This window comes from Methanothermococcus jasoni (assembly GCF_049075655.1).
Lineage (GTDB): Archaea > AGJL01 > Methanococci > Methanococcales > Methanococcaceae > Methanofervidicoccus.
Genome location: NZ_CP157522.1, coordinates 654905 through 675771 on the forward strand (window position 1 = coordinate 654905; position 20867 = coordinate 675771).

Here is a 20867-nt window from a genome sequence, read left to right on the forward strand (position 1 = left end):
AATATTAGAAATATCCGAAAAGTATAAAAACAGGTTTTACAGTAGGATGATATACTTTAATATTGGTGGTATTATGTTGGACCCTATTGAATTTATACAAAATGCTTCATCAATAACAAAAAAATCAATGAATAGGTTGAAATTAAAGACTAATCCTTTTTCTGAAAAACCAATAAGGGGCAATACCAAGTTTTTTGTAGGTAGAACCACAGAATTAATGGAAATTGCCGATATATTAGGTGCTGCCCAGTATGGTAGTGTTGCCAATGCCGCCATAGTTGGAACAAAAGGTATTGGTAAGAGCTCCCTTTTGAATGTTATATATTATGCAGCAAAAAGGCAGAACCACTGGACTGTGGAATTAGAGGCTTCTCAGATTACGCCAAGACAGTTTTTAATACAGTTAATGCATGGGATTATAAGGGATAATATATTTACTATGGATGGCACCTTATCAACAGATTATTTAGAACACTCTCAAAAGATAATAGATATATATCGAAGATTGGATTCATATTCTGATAAAACTCCCGTTCATTATCCAAGGGAGAAAATAGAAAGGGATTTGGATTATTTGTTGAATAATGTAAAAGAAGATGGTAAATTATGCATAATTTTAATTGACGAAGCAGACCAATTTGCTAAAAAAGGATGTTTGGGGCTTTTGCAGTTTTTCCACTCATTTTTGTATGAAGATGGTATTTTAGCATTTTTTGCAGGTTCCCCAACTCTCATGGAAAATTTAACTAGGGTATCTCCTGCAATGAGGGATAGATTACCTAAAATAATAAATATGCCTCCGCTATCAAAAGAAGAATCCTATGATTTAATATTAAGGAGATTAAAAGATGCCCAAATTCCAAAGGCAAAAGGTTATGAACCATTCACTGAAAATGCAGTGGATGTGATTGTTGAAGAATGTGATGGTATTCCAAGGAAAATTATTATGACGTGTTCAGAGGCAATCTCCATAGGATTAAAGAAAGGATTAACTGAGATAGATGAAGATATTGTTAAAATGGCTATGAAAAAATTAGGAATAAGCGTGGGTCATCAAATCTTGAATCACCTAACCCCTGCTCAATCAAAAATAGTTAAAGCACTGGCAAGTTTTGGAGGAAAATCAACAGTAACTGAACTTGCAAAAGTTTTAAATAATTCACCTGGGACAGTTGGGACCCATCTATCGGATATATATGAGATGGGATATATTTATAAAGAACGCTCTGGAAATAATGTGTATTATACATTATCTAAGGAATTGAATGAGGTTTTAATAAATAACGATGATGAAGATGATTAATATAATTAAATATATTAAAATCTTCAAAAGACATTAATGTTAAATACAATAATTTATCATTATTCTTTAATTAATCAAATGGTGAGTCTATGTTTTGTGATATTCAAGCAACAGAACCTGATATAAAAGTTTCACTCACAAGGGTTGGAGTAACCAATTTAAAAAAACTGGTTAAAATAACGAGGGAATCTAAAAGACCTATAATTTTACTACCAACTTTTGAAGTATTTGTTGATTTGCCGAGCTCCCAAAAGGGAATACATATGTCAAGAAGTCCTGAGGTAATTGAGGAGGTAATAGAAAACCTTGTCAATAAAGAAACCTATGGTATAGAGGAGCTCTCGGTTGATATTGTAAAAAAACTTTTTGAAAGGCATGAGTATGCCAGCAGGGCAGAAGTTTTGATGCACAGCGACTATATGATGGAAGAAAAATCTCCGATAACTGAAAAAAATTCCCAGGAAATTTGTAAGATTATTGGAAGGGCATATGGAGTAAAGGATTCAGAAGGCAACATTGTTATTAAAAAAATGGTTGGTGCGGAGGTTGTTGGAATTACAGCATGCCCATGTGCTCAGAATCTTTTAAAGGAAAAAGCAGTGGATAATTTAAAGGAAAAAGGATTTTCGGATGAAGACATCGTTAAAATATTGGATTCAGTTGTTATTGCAACCCATAATCAAAGGGGAATTGGAACCATAATGATTGAAGTGCCTGATGGGTATGACATCAGCATAGGTAAAATTATAAATATCATTAAAAAATCCATGAGCGGAGAGGTATATGAGCTATTAAAAAGAGTTGATGAAGGTTATGTCGTAGAAACGGCACACAATAACCCAAAATTTGTTGAAGATTGTGCAAGAGAGATGATTAAGCGGGTTGTAGATGAATTTAACTATCTTCCAGATGACACTGAGGTCCTAGTTAGACAGGTTAATAAAGAAAGTATTCATAGACATGATGCTTTTGCAGAGAGATATTCTAAAATGGGTGATTTGAGGGCTGAATTGGAACTAAATGGTAAATAATATTAAGTTATTTTATAATATATATAGAACATTTACCATATTTGCTGCATATTCTATATTTTATATTTCATATTTCGTTGTTCTATTACTGTATGATTGTATTATGCCTATTTCTAAGTAATTTTATTTTTTCAAATCTCTTTAATTTTAAGTGATTATATGAAAGTGCTTGTTATTGGAGTTAATACACGTCCTGTGGTTAATTCGGCTAAAAAATTGGGATATGAGGTTTATTCTATTTCGTATTATAATCCAGTAGATTTAAACGCCGATAAAAAAGAATATCTTATAAATGATAAATATCATGGGTGTTTTAGAGAAAATTATAATGAGAAAGAATTATTATCTCTTGCCGAGTATTATGTGGATGATATTGATTGTATATTTGTATGTTCAGGCATATTTGAAAGCAAACATTCAAAAACACCCGATTGGAATGTTGTTGGGAATCCACCAAAAAAGATTAAAAGGATGAGTAATAAATATTACATTACAAAAAAATTAGAAAATTTAGGTTGTAGCGTCCCTACAACATATATTGCTTACAATTATAGCCAACTTGAAAAGTATTTGTATGATTTAAAGTCTATTGTTGTAAAACCCATTTGTGGAAGTGGCGGAATAAATGTTCATTCTATAACTTTAAATACTTTCACGGATAAATTATATAATTTGCTAAAAAATTTGGAGTACCCTGTAATTGTTCAAGAAATGATAACATCAGATAGTTTCAGTGCATCATTTGTAGGTTCAAATTTTATCACATTTAATAAACAGATTATTAAAAACAACATGTATGTTGGAAATATAACTCCTTATGTCCCAAATCTAAAAACAAACAACAAAGGAGTCCAATGTATTGTAGATTCATTTCGAGAAGTTATAGAATCATTTGATTTAGCTGGGATGAATGGTATTGATTTTATGATTAAAGACGGAGCTCCTATTATCATAGAACTAAATCCCCGAATATTAGGAACATTTGAAACAATAGAATTGTCGTCAAACAAAAATCTTGTAAAATATATGATTGAAAATTCAGAAAATCAAGGATTTTCATCATGTGGTGACTTAAAACCAAAAACTCAGTATATGAAAAGGATATTGTTTGCAGAACAAAAACTTATATGCCGCATTGAAAAACAACAAAATATTTTTGACATCCCAATGTATGATACAATAATAGAAAAAAATGAACCATTAGCCACAGCGATTGGGAAAAATAATGATGAAATAAACAAGGCAGTTGATAGTATTTCAAAGATGGTGATTAATTATGAAATTAAACAAAGAAGAGATATATGATATGCTTGATAATCCATTGGTTCAGCAAGTTCTACTTGAAGTATTGGATGAGGATGTGAGTGGATTTGAAGTTTTAGCTGTGCTTATAGATTTAGAGGAAGTTACCGACGATGAAATTTCAAGACAGTTAAATTTAAAACTAAATACTGTTAGGAAATTATTATACAAATTATATGATGCAAGACTTGTGGATTACGACAGAGAAAAGGACGAAGAAACAAATTGGTACACATACACATGGAAGCCTGCCCTTGAAAAATTGCCTGCTCTCGTTAAGAAGAAGACTCAGCATATATTAAAGGAACTTAAAGAGCAGCTAATTATTGAGGAAAATAATATGTTCTTTTACTGCCCAGGTTGCGAATTTAAATATACTTTTGAAGAAGCCATGGATTATGGATTTAGGTGTCCGCAGTGTGGGGGAGCTCTCAAAGAATATAATAATAAAAATGATATAAAGATACTTAAAGAGCAGATAAAATTCTTAGAAGATGAATTAAAATTAAATCCATTATTTTTTACGTCTGAAGGAACGGGAAATCAAAGAAAAGAAATAAGAGCAACTGTTTAATTAAATTTTTAATTTAAATATTTACAACTTATAATTTACAATATATGGATGATTTATATATTTTATTTTAATCATATATTTTACTGGGTGATTTTATGAATAATTCTTTTTTAAATATGTTAAATGAGCTCCCAGAGAATGATATTAAATGCGTTTTTGACAATAAACCTGGCAATGAAAAGTTTTTATCTAATAATTCTCCATTCAATAGTCCAGAATTCAAAAAATCCTATGCTCTTTTGTCGAAACTATGCGAAAAAAATGTAGTTATGCATTGTTTGGCGGTATCGGTATATACATATGAGCTCGGTTTAAAAATAAAAAATAAGGGGCATAATATCAATCTTGAATTGGCAGTAATAGGAGCTCTCTTGCATGATATTGGAAGATGCAAAACCCATGGTATAGAGCATGGAATAGAGGGTGGAAAAATATTGAGGAAATATAATTTTAATGAAGAGCTCGCTTTAATTGCTGAAAGACACATTGGTGCAGGAATCCCAAAAAATGAAGCAGTAGAATTGGGACTTCCACCAAGAGATTATATTCCACTGACTTTGGAAGAAAAACTTGTGGCACATTGTGATAATTTAATAAGTGGAACAAAGAGGGTGGATATTGATTTTGTAGTAAATAAATTTAAAAAAAGAATGAATTTATCCCATCCATCAATAACTCGTATTTTGAACTTAAACTATGAAATAAATAAATTGTTGATTTAAAATAACATTTTTGTCATAAATAATACTCCATAAAATGACACTAAACCAAAGGTCATGCAGAATGTGCAGGTAATTATCATTCTATTTATTTTTAAACCAAATAATGGCACAGCAAACAAAATACCAAAAATTCCAGTTCCAATTTGAATGTTTTCCATACATTTTGCAAGTTGTTCTGGAGTGACAGCAACGATATTTGGGGTCATTTGAGCTATTGCATTTATATAACCTCCAATAATGCCCGCAGTTGCGGGGATAACTCCACATATTATTATTAATCCAACTGCGAGACCATTTGCTGTAACACTGAGTAATTGGGCTTTTAGATTTTGCAAATCTTCAAGTGTTTTTGCAAGCGTTCTAAGAACCTCTGCCAATTCCCCACCATATTTTCTATTTTCTATAATTAGTCTTCCAATCTGTCTAAATATTTTTGAATCGATACTATTTGAAACTAATATAATGGAATCCTCAAAACTTAATTTTTTTTCAGTCATTAATGCAACAATTTTTAAAAAAACAGTATCTACTTCTTTAATGCCGCTATTTATAACTTCGTTAATGGCATCCATTACTGAACGACCTGATTCTAATGACAGTATCATTACATAAAGAGCTTTTGGTAAATTACGTTCGAATTTTTCTATTTTAGACTCATATAACATAGATGGAATTGATAATACAGAAAGGACATATAATGCTATTAATATAATTGTGCTTTTTGAATTAAGATTCATAATATATTTTAACACAATTGGTATTATGGGTGAAAGCAATAGCATCATAAAATAGGATTTTTCATTTATGTTAATGCCTGCATGTTTTAATATTAAGGTATTACGTCTTATAATATAATTATATATGTCATAAATATTCACCATAATTTCACTCTATTTTCATTTTAATAAATATTGCAAATATTGCAGTGACCAAAGGAGTTATTTTTGTTAATAATAAATCAGTTGTATTGATTATCCCGTCAAATCCCATATTGCCTTGAAGTGAGGATAGCAGCATACCTGAAAATGGGAGTATTATTCCAACCCCGAATATAAGGTTCCCTAAATTTGATATTTGAAATTTTGATGAATCTATTCTGGACAATGATTCTCTAATGACTTCATTATATAAATTCTTTAAAAGTAATTGTGTTCCCCCTTTATTTGCAGAGATGATAAGCTGGCTGTATAATTTTTTCATCAATGGTATTTTAGTTCTTATTCTCGCTCTTTCAAGTGCTTCTTTAAAACTATACCCTCCTCTATTGATATCGTAAATTATATTTTTAAATTCAAATGAAGGTATGCCGTATTCGGGATTTTCTGAAATATTTTTCATGGCTTCCTGCAATGACATACCTGAATTTAATGAAGAAATCATATGCAATATTGATATCATTATCTGAATTTTTATTTCCCCGCGGAATAGTAATAACTTTATTTTTGGATAAAATATCCCTGCAATAAGTAAAATAGCACTTGCAAATAATCCATCAGTAATTCCATATAATATATATCCATCATATACATTATTTAGGAAATATAATATCCCAATACCAATGGATGCAATTATTAATTTTAGAAAATATGACTTCACATCTCTAATTCCTGCATACTGAAAATCTATCTTTGAAGGTAGATATTTAGTGTGTGTTACCAAATATGAGAGATTTTTAGAATACTCATTAAGCATGTTAAAATAACTTTTTTCGATTAATTCGTCTAAATCAATATCCATCTTAATCTTCACATCTGGTTTTTTTTCAACATATGTGTCGTAAAATTCCATAAGTCCAATGTCTGGTTCTTTATGGGTATCCAATAGTTTTTTTACATGTGTTAATGATATTCTTCTTTTTCGTATTCTCCTTCTTTTTCTCCCAATTCTTAAATCTATATAAATTAATCTATCGATTAACTTCATCAATTTATTATAATATTTTAATATATTTTTATATATTCTCCTGCATAATAATATCCGTTTTAACCTTAATTGTTTATATGTATCCCTCAATGATTTGTAGGTCATTTTTTTCATAAAATCACCAGAAGTTATAAGATTATATTTTTTAGCACATTTTCTGGATTTTCTTGATATTGCCTAATTAAATTCCCTACGCTATTTATGTCCCGTATGTTATTTTTAATGGCATATTTAAGCACTTCTATTCTATTCAATCTATCCTCTATGAGCTCATCCCGTGATACACCTGCAATATTGCAAACCTGTTCTTCCCACATACATATTCCATCTTTTTTAATTTCATCAGATATACCATCATATTTAAAAAGGCTCGTTTTTGAGATATCCTCTCCAGCCCCGCTAATTTCTATAACATTTAATACCCTTCTCACGGTTTTTCTATTTCTTTTAATTCGCTGCTGGTTTATAATAAAATCCAGGGATGAAATCATAACTTCTGGAACGTTCATCGGGGGATTCATTAGTCTAATCATTGCCTCATCTGCACTATTTGCGTGAAGTGTCCCGGAACAGTTTGAAATGATAAATCCACCATACTTGCCTGCAATGTATGTGTGGTTATCTTCAACTGTTAAATCATAAATATGTCCATTGTATTCAATTTCTTCAACACTTACAACCTTATCCCAATATATGTCTGAATTTGCTAATATTTTTAAGTTTTCAGCATTTAATATTTCTGCTATTTTATTTAACTTCGTTCTCGAAGGGTCTCTTACACCTGTTTCATAAGCCCTGATTAAACTTCTGGTTTTTAATCCAAGTTTCTCAGCTAATTCTTGCTGTGTTAATTTATTATTTAATCGATAATATTTTATCAATTTTCCGATATTTGGTATAATATCTAGGGAATTTTTGGATTTAAGTAGTATGTTATTTAACTTTTCATGTTTTGTATGGTGTGTAAATCCGATATGTTTCCAGTATTTCCATATGTTATCATATCCACCAATGGTTATTTTATAATATGGATTTATATTTCCTTTTCCATCCTTTTCTTGAGCTGAAACATGGGATATAATCCCAAATCTTAGCAATAAATATGGAAGGGCAATTGCAAGATTTTTGTTTGATGTTACAAATTCAATACGCCTTGTAGTTTCATTTATATGGCCATCAGAATCAAATAATCCTTGTATAAATTCTGATAAATCATCGTTTGATAACAATACCTCTATTGGAATACTAAATGATTTTGTTTTATTTCCAATTGGGATATATTTTGAAAGTTTACTGACTGATTCTACCCCATACACTTTGGCTTTTGTGTGGTTGTTATATTTTAAACAAACAACATCTCCATAATCACTCATTTCACTTGAAACTTTTTCAATTACATCGCTATTTTGATTTATAAAGTCAATACAATATTTGCTTAAATGATCATCGCCCAATAAAGCACCAATTAAATATGGATTTTCAATATATTTACCATCTTTGGTTTTCAATTCTCGTGGAAGTGCAATGTAATCATTAATTTTAACCATTTCCGCATTTATCTCAAATATTTTATTATTTAATATATACATAGGATGGTCATGAGTAAGAATTATTTCCTTACCGCTTTTTGTTTTTATTTTTATCATCTTTCCAGAGTATTCTTTTCTCCAAACTCTTGATATTAATTTATCTTCAATTTTTAGGGTGCTTTTGTTAAAACTTTTAATAAATATATTCTCATTAGATACGTCAATCCATTCAAATCCATTACTTTCTTTTACTTTCATTAAATCATATTTCTCAAAAAATTTATCAACAAATTCTCCTATGTTTATGATGTGTCCGTTAGATAAATAAATGGGTTCATCTTCCACTAATGCACCATCATGACCTGTATTCATAGCAACTAAAAGAGAATGGGCTTCCTCACCTCTAACCTCCCCTACAAATATTCTATCTGGTCTCATCCTTAAAGCATTTTTAATTAAATCATCCATTGTGACTTCATACTCTGGAATTCCAGGTCTTGGAGGTCTTGTAATCATTTTTATTACATGCTCATGAGGGATTTGCAATTCGGGAGTGTCCTCAATAGTTACAATCCTGTCGGAATACATGGAAAACATTGAAATAACATTAAGAGTTGTGGTTTTCCCTGAACCAGTTCCTCCCACAATCAGCGTATTTGCAGGTTTTGCTCCGAAGTATCCTTCAACGGCCTGCCATATGAATGCTGCAAGTTCAAGGTCAAAAGTTTTGTATTTAATTAAATCAACAACCGTCAGCGGGTCAGCTGAAAATTTACGAATGGTTAGGGTGCTGCCATTCAATGTAACATCCTGTGTTGTGGCATTGACCCTACTACCATCGGGTAAAAACGCATCTAACATCGGTGTCCTGGAGTCTATCGTTCTTCCAGCAAGTAGGGCAATATTTTCAATAATTCTAGTTAATTCACTGTTATTAATTACAATATTTGTCTTACACATTTGGTATTTTCTATGGAATACAAAAGTGGGTCGGTTAATTCCATTTACCATGATTTCTTCTAGATTATCATCATGTAATGGAACTTCTAAGAATCCAAGTTTTCCTATTATTAAATAAAAATATTTAGCTAAATTTTGAATTTCAATATTTTTGAGATTCAGGCCATTCTTTTCAGAATAATTTAGTAAATACCCTTGGATTTCTTCAATTTTTTGAAAGCCGCCTTCGGAGATATCAGATTTTATCTCAGATATATTTTCCTCAGAAAGCTTGGAAAGCGCATCGATTATCTGGCTAACCTCAGGAATGTTATAATATATTCGCCCATCCTTTTTTTCTATAAGGATATTGAACACAACGCCATCGATTTTTAAAAAATAATTGTCAATTACATTTGGAGATATGATTTTAATATTTTGAATATTTTGATGAGTGGATTTATCGTTGAAGGGGAATTTTCGAGTTTCACTACTTGGAGCAAGACCTCTAAGAGGTGCACTAGGCTCAGTTTTTACTGTCTCTTTTTCTAGTTTTTCAGTTTTTTTTTAGGTTCTGGAGTAGGTTTAATATCTTTGTTTTTAATTCTATCAAAAAGACCCATAATATCGCCCCGTCTGATAGTATAATTTTATAAGGTTACATCAATGTCCAAATGCTCTGTTAATTCTTTGTATCTATTTCTAATAGTTACCTCTGTAACGCCTGCAACATCTGCAACTTCTCTCTGGGTTCTTCTAGTGCCATGCAGAACACTTGCAATATATATTGCAGCAGCTGCAACTCCTGTTGGTCCCCTACCACTTGTTAAACCTTTTTCATTGGCTTTTTGAAGTATTGCAATGGCTTTTGATTCTACCTCCCCAGGTAATTTAAGTTCTGATGCAAATCTTGGCACATAATCTATTGGATTTGTTGGAGCAAGCCTTATTTTCAATTCTCTTGAAATAAATCTGTATGTTCTTCCGATTTCTTTTCTATCTACTCTGGATATTTCTGCAATTTCGTCAAGGGTTCTTGGAACTTTACATCTTCTACATGCGGCATACAGAGCTGCGGCAGCCACCCCCTCAATACTTCTACCTCTGATTAATCCTTTTTCTACGGCACCCCTATATAGAACTGCGGCGTTTTCCCTAACATTTCTTGGGAGACCTAATTTTGAAGCTATTCTATCCAATTCAGAGAGAGCAAATGCTAAGTTTCTTTCGGAAGCATCTGAAACCCTTATTCTTCTTTGCCATTTTCTTAATCTATATAGCTGAGCTCTCCTATCTGCTGAAATATCCTTTCCATAACTATCTTTATTTCTCCAATCTATTACTGTGGATAATCCTTTATCGTGTATGGTGTTATGAAGAACAAATGCTCCATAACCAGCAACGAAGTTTTCAGCATTTGGAACTGTTAAATCGTAAGCATACCCATTTGTTGGTTTTGTTTTTTCAATCTTCTTAATTTTTAAGAATATAAAATCAGAGCTCGCAAGTTTTTCCAATTTCTTATCATTATATTTTTTTGCAATGTTCAATGCAAGAGCTCTACTTATTCTTTTTCTGTCTCTACATTTCCATTCTTTTTTATACTCAGCAGGTGCAGGAATTAACTCTTCAATAGGCGGTTTTTTATTTTCTTTGCTGTAATTTTCAATATATCCTAATTTTACTATATGCTTAGGATTTGTAATTCTTAACATATAGGCATCTGAATCCTTTATATGCTGACCATTTAACTCATGACCTTTGATGAGCTCATAGTTATAATTTGAATTTATGCCCAATTGAAGCAATAGCATCATTAAATCATTTATTAATTCCTTTGATGAAGAAACCGCAGTTAATTGAATTGTGCTGTATTTTTTGTTTGTATATAAATTTCCATCGCCGTTGAAGTATCCTTTTAAAAACTCTATTTTTAAGTTTTTAGGCAATAAGTAGATAATAGATGGAACTCTTTTTTCCTTTGCACCAGATTTAATACCCAAGGCTTTAAACAATTCCACAAAGACTTTATTTGTAATTTCGATTTGAACTGCGGATTTGTTGCTGTTTTTAAGATATAATTTAGGTTTAATTCCAAATTTTTTGAAGAATGAAACAACTTCATCGATATATTCCGTTTCATGTTTTCCAAATGAAAATACCAATCTATTATCTGTATAATGTCCTTCGGCAATATAATAACCTAATATTTTAGCAAATGTTTCATCTATCTTTAATTTTGATGGTATTTTTAATCCAGAGCCATACCTAACAGTTGCAAACTCTGGAACTTCAATTTTTGAATTTATCACATATTCAACTGGTGCGGATTGTCTCTTTTTCCAACTACTGTTTTCATAAGGATAATTGAATTGAATATAGCATCCTTTCAGCAACTTCGATAGGTCTAATTCAATATTATATTCAACATTTGGCAATCTTTTTGCAAGCACTAAATAATCCCCTTCTCTGAGCTCATCTACTCTGGTTTCTACAACTTCACCATCTTTAAGTGCGAATACGCTGTGGCTTCCAGTGGTTTTTATGTGCTTATTTCCTTCAACAACTATATTATACACAGAATTTACAGGATGCCTCGAAACCTCGGATACATTCATATAGCTAAATTTATAATCGCTATCGAATGCTACCACTTCTAAATTTTTATCTTCAATATTGGCGATTTCCAAAATGCCCTCTTTTCTAATATTTTTCGAGTTTTCGATATATCTGTCAATTAACTCCCCAATTTTTACAATTTTTACATTTCCATTTTCTTTAATTATTATCGGCTCGTTGTAATCTACACTATATGTCATCGGAGCTCCGACCCTACTTCTTTTAACTCTCTGCTCATGGTCAAATGCTCTCCATTCAGGACCTACATCAAATAAATTCTGCTGTAAAACACATCCACAATCTGCACAGACGATTTCAGCCCTTTCGTAATCTTTAATAACATTTTTGCTTCCACAGATTGGGCAAACTAACTCTTCTTCTTTTTCAATAATAACATTTTTAGAGGAATCTTCATTAATTGGTGGTCTTTCCATTATTTTTTTTTCTTCTTTTTTTGTTTCTTCGCTATTTTTTTGTTTTGACACTAATTTCATTTCCATAATTACACCATCATGGAATTATGCATAAAATACAAAATGCAATAATATTGGTTTTTAAATAATGATAAATACTCATGATTTAGTATAGTTAATTATAATAATTATTTCGACCGTTTTTTATGCCGCCTTGTCTTCTGCACTTTTTTAGCATCTGAAATAACTGCTTCCCCAACTTCAAGAGCTCTATTGCCAACTGCGTCGTTGAATGGTATTATCTTTACATACGGTTTATTAACTGGTCCAAAAACATCGTAAATCTTTCCAAGCTTCGTTCTACTCTCAGTTTTTAAAAAAACAATAGCATTTATTTGAGGTTGGCGGTCTGTTCTTCCAATTATTTTCCCCTTAGGAGTTTTATGTAATATCTTTATTTTTTTCAAAATCACTCCTCCGAGCTCCTTAAATCATGTATTTAAAATTATTAATTTATTAATTGTTAATCTATGATATATAAACAATCACTACTACTATATAAATGTTTCGAAAAATATATATAGTCGTTTCCAAAATTGAATAATTAATTCTCATATTATGAATAATATATTATGTATAGGTCATGATGTAATAACTGATTACCATATAATTATAAATTCGTTTGTAAGAGAATTCGATACTCTAATGTGGGTATTATCAAATAATTATGGACTTGTTCATCAAATAGTATAATAGTCAGTTGTAATGTCACGACCTATGTATAATTTCGCCAAATATAATAAACTCGTTCTGAGGGATAAGTATAATAAATATGAATATTATAATAATATCTATAAAATAAAAAAGGGGGATATTATGGATTATTTAGAAATCGGTTATGTACCAAAGGATAATGAACTACTTTCATGCATGGTAGTAAAAGCTGAAAACCTTGAAAAGGCGGCAAATGATATTGCAGGTGAGAGCTCCATAGGAACATGGACTGAATTAAAAACAATGAAAAGCGAGGTATATGAAAAACTCAGACCAAGAGTATATGAAATAAAGGAGATTGGAAGTGAGGGGAACAATAAAATTGGATTGGTAAAAATAGCTTATCCATTGGATGATTTTGAGCCAAACAACATGCCGGGAACTCTTGCAGGAATAGCAGGAAATATTTTTGGAATGAAATCTCTAAAAGGATTAAGAATATTGGATTTTAGGTTCCCAAAGGAATTTATAGATTGTTATTCTGGACCAAAATATGGGATAGATGGAATAAGAAACCTATTGAATGTTAAGGAAAGACCATTGGTTGGAACAATAGTTAAGCCAAAAGTTGGGTTAAATTCCGAAGAACATGCAAAAGTGGCATATAATTCATGGGCAGGCGGTTGCGATATAGTAAAGGATGATGAAAACCTTGTTTCACAGAATTTTAATAAATTTGAAGATAGATTGTATAAGGTATTGGAATACAGGGATAAAGCAGAGTCTGAAACTGGTGAAAAGAAAATATACATGCCAAACATCACTGCATCGTATAGGGAAATGGTAAGAAGAGCTGAGCTCGTAGAGGATGCAAAATGTGAGTATGCCATGATTGATGTTGTGGTGCTTGGGTTTTCAGCAGTTCAGCAGATTAGAGAGGAAGGTTTTGATTTTGTAATTCATGCCCACAGGGCAATGCATGCGGCTATTACTCGTTCCAAAGAATGGGGCATATCAATGCTTGCACTTGCAAAAATATACAGATTATTGGGTGTTGACCAACTTCATATTGGGACAGTTGTTGGAAAGATGGAAGGGGTAAAAGAGGAGGTATGCAGTATAAGGGATGAAATAGTGTTGGAGGATGTTGAAAAAGATGATAAATATAAGTTCTTTGACCAGAAATGGTATGGATTAAATAATGTATTTCCAGTATCATCAGGAGGGGTTTATCCTAAATTAGTTCCAGAAATTGTGAATATCTTTGGAAATGATGTAATTATTCAGGCAGGCGGAGGTATTCACGGACATCCAGATGGCACAGTTGCAGGAGCTCGGGCAATGAGGGCATCAATTGAGGCAGCTGCTGAGGGCATCCCACTAAATGAAAAAGCGGAAGAAGTTCCAGAACTTAAAAAGGCATTAGAATATTGGAAATAATTTTTATTTATTTTAATTATAATTTTTTAATAAATCGTTTTTTGTAAATTTATTATGCGGTGGTATATTGGGTTCAGGTGATAAAAGCGAAATTGATAACTTGTGTGATAAAGGTTTATATGATGAGGCAGTTCGTTTAGCTAAAAATAAGAAAGGGAGTAAATCAAAATCTTTACTTAAAATAGTTAAACATTTGTGTAGTAGTATGTTATACGATAAAGCAATCCAAGTGGCTAATGACATACCTGCTAATAATTATAAATACGCATCACTATTTGAAATATCTAAATCTTTATATATCAAAGGTATGTACGATAAAGCAATCCAAGTGGCTAATAAGATACCCGATAAGAACTATAAGATGGATATATTATCCAAAATATCTAAAATATCCAAATGCAAATATGATGAAGCATTAAAGTTATGTGAAGAGGGGTTATACGATAAAGCACTTCAAGTGGCTAGTGAAATTCCCAATAAAGAATATAAATCTGAGACATTATCTAAGCTATCAAAATGTATGTATGATGATATATTAAAGTTATGTGGGGAAAGAGCGTATAATAAAGCAATCCAATTAGCTAATAAAATACCCAATAAAGAGCATAAACTTGAATCATTATTTAAAATATCAAAATGTATGTATAATAATACATTAAGATTATGTGATAAGGAATTATACGATAGGGCAATTCAAGTAGCCATTAAAATACCTAATAATGATTATAAATCTAAATCACTATCTAAAATATCAGAATCTTTATGTAATAAAGGACTATCTGACAAAGCAATCCAAGTGGTTAATAAGATACCTAATAATGATTATAAATCTAAATCACTATTTAAGATATCTCAATCTTTATGTGATAAGGAATTATACGATAGGGCAATTCAAGTAGCCATTAAAATACCTAATAATGATTATAAATCTAAATCACTATCTAAAATATCAGAATCTTTATATAATAAAGGATTATATAGTAGGTCTATCCAAATTGCTAATAAAATACCGCATGAAAGTCATAGATATGAAACTTTAATTAAAATGTCTGAATTTTTATATTGTAATGGATTATATGACGAAGCTATTCAGGTGGCTAATGAGCTTAATGAAAAATCTAAATTTGAACTTCTGTTTAAAATATCGGAATCTTTATGTAATTGTGAATTATCTAATAAAACAACATTAATATATGATAAAGTTATTCAGGCATCTGCTGAATTATCTAATGAACTGAATAGGTCTAAAATTGTATTTAAAATATCGGAATCTTTATGTAATAATAAATTATATGATAAAGCTATCCAAATAGTTGGCAATATATCAAGCACATATTACAAATCGAAATCATTGTTTAAAATATCAGAATCTTTATGCAATAATGAAATGTATGATAAAGCCATCCAAGTGGCTGATAAAATATATGATTACAATTACAAAATCAAAGCATTATTGGTAATAGCAGAATCCCAATATAAAAATGGATTGACTAACAAATCAATGAATATATATGATAAAGCTATCCAAGTAGCTAATGCAAAACCAAAACTCTTATTGACCATAGCAGAATCATTATACAACATTGGATTAACCAATAAGGCAGAATCTTTATATGATAAAGCCATATACATTGCTAAAAATAAGCTTAATGAGGATGTTAAATTTGAAATTATGGAGGATATTGGGAAATCACTAAACAAGGTGGGATTAACTAGTAAAGCAGAGCAATTAGCCAATGAAATCCCTAAAAGAACTAAAACCGAAAAATTCAATTTATCAGACTATTTTAATTAACTAGAATTAATATTTTATTTTAAAGATTTATAGTATATTCAATTTTATACCTTCTTATTTTCGTTATTAATTTATATTATAAGATGATACTCTTTTAATCAAAATAATTTAGGAGATTAAAATGGATGCCGTAGAAGTGTTGGAAAATTCAATTAAAGCATATAAATTAACAACAAAATATCATGGAAATTATACTGATTTAAAGAGAGCTCTGTTTTTAGGATGGTATTGTAATTTAACAGAACCTTGCAAATTTTGCTACATGTCATCCCAAAAGCCGAAAATAAAAGACCCAAAATCTGCAAGAAGAAGAATTGAAACCATACTTGCAGAGGCAATATTGATGAAAAGAATAGGCTGGAAATTGGAGTTTATCTCTGGCGGCTATGGATATACTGTGGAGGAATTAAATGATATACTTGAAATGGTTTCCTATGTTCAAAAATCAAAACAGTATTTAAATGTTGGAATAGTGGATTTTGAGAACTTGAATTTAGATGTAATTGAGGGAGTAGTTGGGGCAATTGAAACAGTAAATGCGGAGCTCCACAACTACCTATGCCCGCAAAAACCAATTGATAAAACAAAGGAAATGCTTTTAAGAGCTAAGGATTACAATTTAAAAACTGGAATTACTATAATATTGGGCATGGGTGAAAAAGAAGAGGATATTGAAAAACTTTTAAATTTAATTGAAGAGCTTGATTTAGATAGAATTACATTTTATTCATTAAATCCGCAAAAAGACACAATATTTGAGGGAAAACCGTCCATTACCACATTAGAATATATGAACTGGGTTTCATCAGTTAGACTGAATTTTCCAAAGATGGAGGTAATCACGGGAACATGGGTTGATAAACTTACAAATATAGGTCCTTTAATAATGAGTGGTTCAAATACCATTACAAAGTTTCCATTATTTAGCATATTTGGAAAGAAAGAGGGAATCACAGTAGAAAATGAAATAAAATCTACTGGAAGGGAACTACTGGGGACTTTTTCAGATATTGAAGTGTTGGAAGGAAAAAAGAAACTTAAAAATACGCCTTATGTTGATGAAGATATAATAATAAGTGATAAAAACATTGAACTACTGAGCTCTCTAAAAGATAAAATTGATGATAAAGTAAATAGCTATATTTTGAGAACCTTAAAAAGAGTTAATAATAAATAATTGGAAATATGGGCGTAATATAACGAATAATAGAAAGTGATAATTATGAAACATAGACCTTTAAATAGTGAGGAAGTTAAATCAGTTAAAAATATATTAATCAACTACATCGGAAAAAACATAGAAAACTTTAAATTTGAGAACCTATATGTTTTGGAAGATAAAGATGAATATGTGGCAATATATGCAAATAAAGAAGTTCTCGAAACTCTTAAAAACTTTGATAGAAATATCTATGGTGCAGGCATTTCATTTGGAAATTTTGAAATTAAGCGCAGTGGCAGTGAAAATAAAATTAAATTTTCAATATCCTTGGAAGGCATGTCGTTGATTTCAAAAGATATTATAAAAAATTATGTGATTGTAAATAAAAAAGGCGAAACTTTATTTTTATACGGCAGAGATGTATTTAAATCATCGATTTTGGAGATAAATGGCGGAGGAAAGGTTGCAGTATTTAATAAAAATAAGGAGCTCCTTGGTGTTGGGAACTATGGTGGAGGAGATATAATCAAGAATATCATTGACAAGGGATGGTATTTGAGAAAAGGTGGATAATTATTATATTAATTTAAAAAAAGAATAGATGTGAAAAACATGAATTCAAAAGAATTGGTTAGTAGAATTTTAAATGATATTTATGAAAATTTAGATGAATATTCAAAAGATTTGATAAGGGCATGCAATTTCGATGTGCAATTTAAGAATTTATATATTATAGATGATAAAACAGGAAAGAAGGTAAATATAAAGAATTTAATGGATTGTGAGAACATTGCATCCTTTGAGGCTCAAAATAGGATATATAAATTTAAAAAAGTCAGTTTAAAAAAGATGATTGATGAGATTATAATAATACACATGTCATCGAGAAAATCAAAAGATGGTTATTCTTTTGAAGTAGATAGTGATTATAAGGTGGTTGAACCATCCATAGTTATAAATTATGAACATAAGGAAAGAATATTAATGTGGAATGAGCTCACCGAGGAGGAGCTCGATGAAAAACTTGCAGATTTTGACATGAAAATCAATACAATAACTGAGGATGTTTTAAAAAAGATAGGATGTATTGATAATAATAATTTTGTAGTGTATATGGATGTATTTATGGATTTAGAGATTATTAAGAACATCACTGAAAAGGAAGGAAATATGGTAATGATTTGGGTGCATCCGTTGTTTATATTTTCAAATGATAATGTGGTAAAGGGAATCATAACATATGAGCTCTCAAAATACAATAAAAATATACTCGAAATGTTCTATAAGGATATTATGGAATACTGTAAAGAATATAAAAAGCTCTGCGGTAAAAATTTAAAGATATTGGAAAAGATAAAGGAAATAGCAATAAAAAGAAATGATGAAAAGGTTATTAAAGCCATTAAAGAGATGGAATTTATTTAATTTATTAAATATTAAATATTATCTTTATTATCTTTATTTTTTACTTTTTTATTGATTATTTTTAAAGATACGTGATATTATGAAACTCAGACAGATTCCAGAGGATTTTATTGTTGAGGAGATTTTAGACAATGATATTGATGGTATTAAAAGTAATACTGATAAGGGAAGTTTTAATTTATACATTTTAAAAAAAACAAACATAGAAAATTTAAAGGCGTTATCCTATGTTTCAAAAGAATTCAATATTCCATTGAAGGACATAGGATACTGCGGTTTAAAGGATAGACACGCTATTACTACGCAGTATATAACCATTCCATCAAACTACGGGACATTATCAATTGATGAGGAAAATTTAAAATTAAATTATATTAAAACCATAAAAAAGCCACTAAAAATAGGGGATTTAAAGGGAAACAAATTTAAAATTACAGTTAGGGGCATTGATAAAAACAATTTTTTAAAAATAGGTGAAAATTTAAGAAATCTAAACTTAGGAGCTCCGAACTATTATGATGACCAAAGGTTTGGAAGTGTATTTCATAATAAATTCATAGCAAAAGAGTATTTGAAAGGAAATTATGAAAATGCACTAAAAATACTGCTTATAAATTACAAAAAAAGTGAAAATAAACGAATAAAAGATTTAAAAAGATACATAAAAAGTAATTGGAACGACTGGAAGAAGATTTTAAAATACATCAAAAACAACAAAATAAAAAGCAAAATGTTTGTGAATATAATAAAATACCTAAACTATGAGGAAAATCAAATAAATTACAAAGAAGCCCTTAAATATGTTGATAATCGACTAAAAAAGCTTTTTGTATCTGCATATCAGAGTTATCTTTGGAACGAGTGTGTGAAGGAGCTCCTAAAAAATTACATCCCAAAGGATGAAAGGATTTATTTAGATTACAGTTGTGGAACATTTTTATTTTATAAAAAAATCGACGATGAACTATTTAATAAATTAAAGGATAAAACATTCCCAACAATTGCACCAGATATTGATTATAATGAATTTGATGAAGAATATCAAAACATAATATCAAAAGTTTTGAAAAAGGAAGGAATCAAACTGAATGATTTTAATAAACTAAATGATTTAGGCAAACTTTCTTATTCTGAAAGATATATTTTGTCCATTCCAAAAAATATCAAATATGAAACCTTTAAAAAAGATGAATTAAATAAAGGGAAATATAAAATAACTCTTGAATTTGAGTTGAATAAAGGTAGCTATGCTACAATAGTAATAAAAAGAGTATTTAATGCTTAATTATTTTTTTCCTTATATAAATTATAAATGTATTCATTCCATTTTAACCACATTTCAGAAGTATCTTTATTTACTTCGCTAAATCCCATAGTAATATAATAATTTCCTATTTTTCTATAATAGCAGTAGCTTATTGGTGTGCTGTTCTCATATTCGGATGAGTAAGTGTATTTATAATAATCCCCATATTTAAAGTGCAATTCAGTTTTTGAAACTTTTATATATTCTGGATTGTCTAAATTTGGTTTGTAGTTTCTCACATCAAAATTTATTACATTTCCATTTTTAATGTATGTCTTTATTTTTCCCTTTTTGTATCCTTCTGATATGTCGAGGACATTTGAATATGGTAAGTCCATAAATAAATCATCCAATGGAACATTTTTTGAATAATCTACATAAATTATATCATCTGAATTGTTGTTGGTGAATTCATTTTCGTTGGTGGTTATGTTGAGCTCATTATTTTCATTATTATTGTTTGTATGACTTACATTATTATTTATAGAATAATTATTAATTGATGTATTTATGTAATTAAAATTATTTAAATTATTATTTCGGTTGTTATCTGCTGTTGTGTGGAATTTGTCGAATACAACATAACCTCCCAACAATAAGACAGCCAATGAGAGAATTAATATTAATATATCCTTGGACGATGGAAAAGCCATAATATCACAGTTTTATT

The 20867-nt window shown here is 30.0% G+C and carries 16 protein-coding genes and 3 pseudogenes; 11 read left to right on the plus strand and 8 right to left on the minus strand.

Annotated features, from left to right (window positions below; genetic code table 11):
- Positions 1-73: 73 nt before the first annotated feature.
- The 5 genes from Mjas_RS03415 (at position 74) to Mjas_RS03435 (ending at position 4932) form a co-directional block, all read left to right on the plus strand.
- On the plus strand, positions 74-1303 hold the full coding sequence (locus tag Mjas_RS03415) for an AAA family ATPase (RefSeq protein WP_421078370.1): 1230 nt from the start codon (positions 74-76) through the stop codon (positions 1301-1303).
- 89 nt (positions 1304-1392) lie between these two features.
- Positions 1393-2334 carry a GTP cyclohydrolase MptA gene (mptA, locus tag Mjas_RS03420; RefSeq protein WP_421078371.1) on the plus strand — a complete coding sequence of 314 codons (942 nt, stop codon included), beginning with the start codon at positions 1393-1395 and terminating at the stop codon, positions 2332-2334.
- A gap of 159 nt (positions 2335-2493) precedes the next feature.
- Positions 2494-3639, plus strand: a complete 1146-nt coding sequence (locus Mjas_RS03425) for an ATP-grasp domain-containing protein (RefSeq protein ID WP_421078372.1) — start codon at positions 2494-2496, stop codon at positions 3637-3639.
- Entirely contained in the window at positions 3611-4210 is a 600-nt protein-coding gene (gene tfe, locus Mjas_RS03430) for a transcription factor E (protein WP_421078373.1), read from the plus strand. Before Mjas_RS03425 ends, tfe begins: the two co-directional genes overlap by 29 nt.
- 95 nt (positions 4211-4305) lie before the next feature.
- On the plus strand, positions 4306-4932 hold the full coding sequence (locus tag Mjas_RS03435) for a TIGR00295 family protein (RefSeq protein ID WP_421078374.1): 627 nt from the start codon (positions 4306-4308) through the stop codon (positions 4930-4932).
- Here Mjas_RS03435 and Mjas_RS03440 read toward each other — a convergent pair.
- From Mjas_RS03440 to Mjas_RS03470, 7 genes and pseudogenes are all read right to left on the minus strand, one after another.
- A complete protein-coding gene (locus Mjas_RS03440) occupies positions 4929-5813 on the minus strand; it encodes a type II secretion system F family protein (protein WP_421078375.1) in 885 nt (294 codons plus the stop codon). The two genes, Mjas_RS03435 and Mjas_RS03440, sit on opposite strands and share 4 nt — an antisense overlap.
- A 4-nt stretch (positions 5814-5817) precedes the next feature.
- Positions 5818-6969: a type II secretion system F family protein gene (locus tag Mjas_RS03445; RefSeq protein ID WP_421078376.1), complete on the minus strand. Its 1152-nt coding sequence runs from the start codon at positions 6967-6969 to the stop codon at positions 5818-5820.
- A gap of 14 nt (positions 6970-6983) precedes the next feature.
- The gene (locus Mjas_RS03450) at positions 6984-9701 is read right to left on the minus strand and encodes an ATPase, T2SS/T4P/T4SS family (RefSeq protein WP_421078377.1); all 2718 of its coding nucleotides are present in this window, start codon (positions 9699-9701) and stop codon (positions 6984-6986) included.
- Between the two features lie 272 nt (positions 9702-9973).
- Positions 9974-10693: pseudogene (locus Mjas_RS03455) on the minus strand (transcription initiation factor IIB); the annotation flags it as partial.
- A gap of 6 nt (positions 10694-10699) precedes the next feature.
- Positions 10700-12142: pseudogene (locus tag Mjas_RS03460) on the minus strand (LAGLIDADG family homing endonuclease); the annotation flags it as partial.
- Positions 12128-12436: pseudogene (locus Mjas_RS03465) on the minus strand (TFIIB-type zinc ribbon-containing protein); the annotation flags it as partial. The pseudogenes Mjas_RS03465 and Mjas_RS03460, both read right to left, overlap by 15 nt.
- Before the next feature lie 107 nt (positions 12437-12543).
- On the minus strand, positions 12544-12822 hold the full coding sequence (locus tag Mjas_RS03470; RefSeq protein ID WP_421078378.1) for a Gar1/Naf1 family protein: 279 nt from the start codon (positions 12820-12822) through the stop codon (positions 12544-12546).
- 409 nt (positions 12823-13231) lie between these two features.
- On the opposite strand from Mjas_RS03470, the gene rbcL reads away from it, so the two are divergent.
- The 6 genes from rbcL to truD all read left to right on the plus strand — a co-directional run bounded on the left by rbcL (position 13232) and on the right by truD (position 20176).
- Positions 13232-14509 carry a type III ribulose-bisphosphate carboxylase gene (gene rbcL / locus Mjas_RS03475; protein ID WP_421078379.1) on the plus strand — a complete coding sequence of 426 codons (1278 nt, stop codon included), beginning with the start codon at positions 13232-13234 and terminating at the stop codon, positions 14507-14509.
- Positions 14510-14576: 67 nt separating this feature from the next.
- A complete protein-coding gene (locus tag Mjas_RS03480) occupies positions 14577-16304 on the plus strand; it encodes a tetratricopeptide repeat protein (protein ID WP_421078380.1) in 1728 nt (575 codons plus the stop codon).
- 121 nt (positions 16305-16425) lie between these two features.
- Positions 16426-17481, plus strand: coding sequence for a radical SAM protein (locus Mjas_RS03485; protein WP_421078381.1), 1056 nt, complete (start codon positions 16426-16428; stop codon positions 17479-17481).
- Positions 17482-17526: 45 nt separating this feature from the next.
- Positions 17527-18039, plus strand: coding sequence for a PUA domain-containing protein (locus tag Mjas_RS03490; protein ID WP_421078382.1), 513 nt, complete (start codon positions 17527-17529; stop codon positions 18037-18039).
- Between the two features lie 39 nt (positions 18040-18078).
- Complete coding sequence (locus tag Mjas_RS03495) at positions 18079-18891, plus strand: hypothetical protein (RefSeq protein WP_421078383.1); 813 nt, start codon at positions 18079-18081, stop codon at positions 18889-18891.
- A 79-nt stretch (positions 18892-18970) separates the two neighbouring features.
- Positions 18971-20176, plus strand: coding sequence for a tRNA pseudouridine(13) synthase TruD (truD, locus tag Mjas_RS03500; RefSeq protein ID WP_421078384.1), 1206 nt, complete (start codon positions 18971-18973; stop codon positions 20174-20176).
- On the opposite strand, the gene Mjas_RS03505 is transcribed toward truD, so the two are convergent.
- Positions 20173-20850 carry a hypothetical protein gene (locus Mjas_RS03505; RefSeq protein WP_421078385.1) on the minus strand — a complete coding sequence of 226 codons (678 nt, stop codon included), beginning with the start codon at positions 20848-20850 and terminating at the stop codon, positions 20173-20175. The two genes, truD and Mjas_RS03505, sit on opposite strands and share 4 nt — an antisense overlap.
- Positions 20851-20867 lie beyond the last annotated feature (17 nt).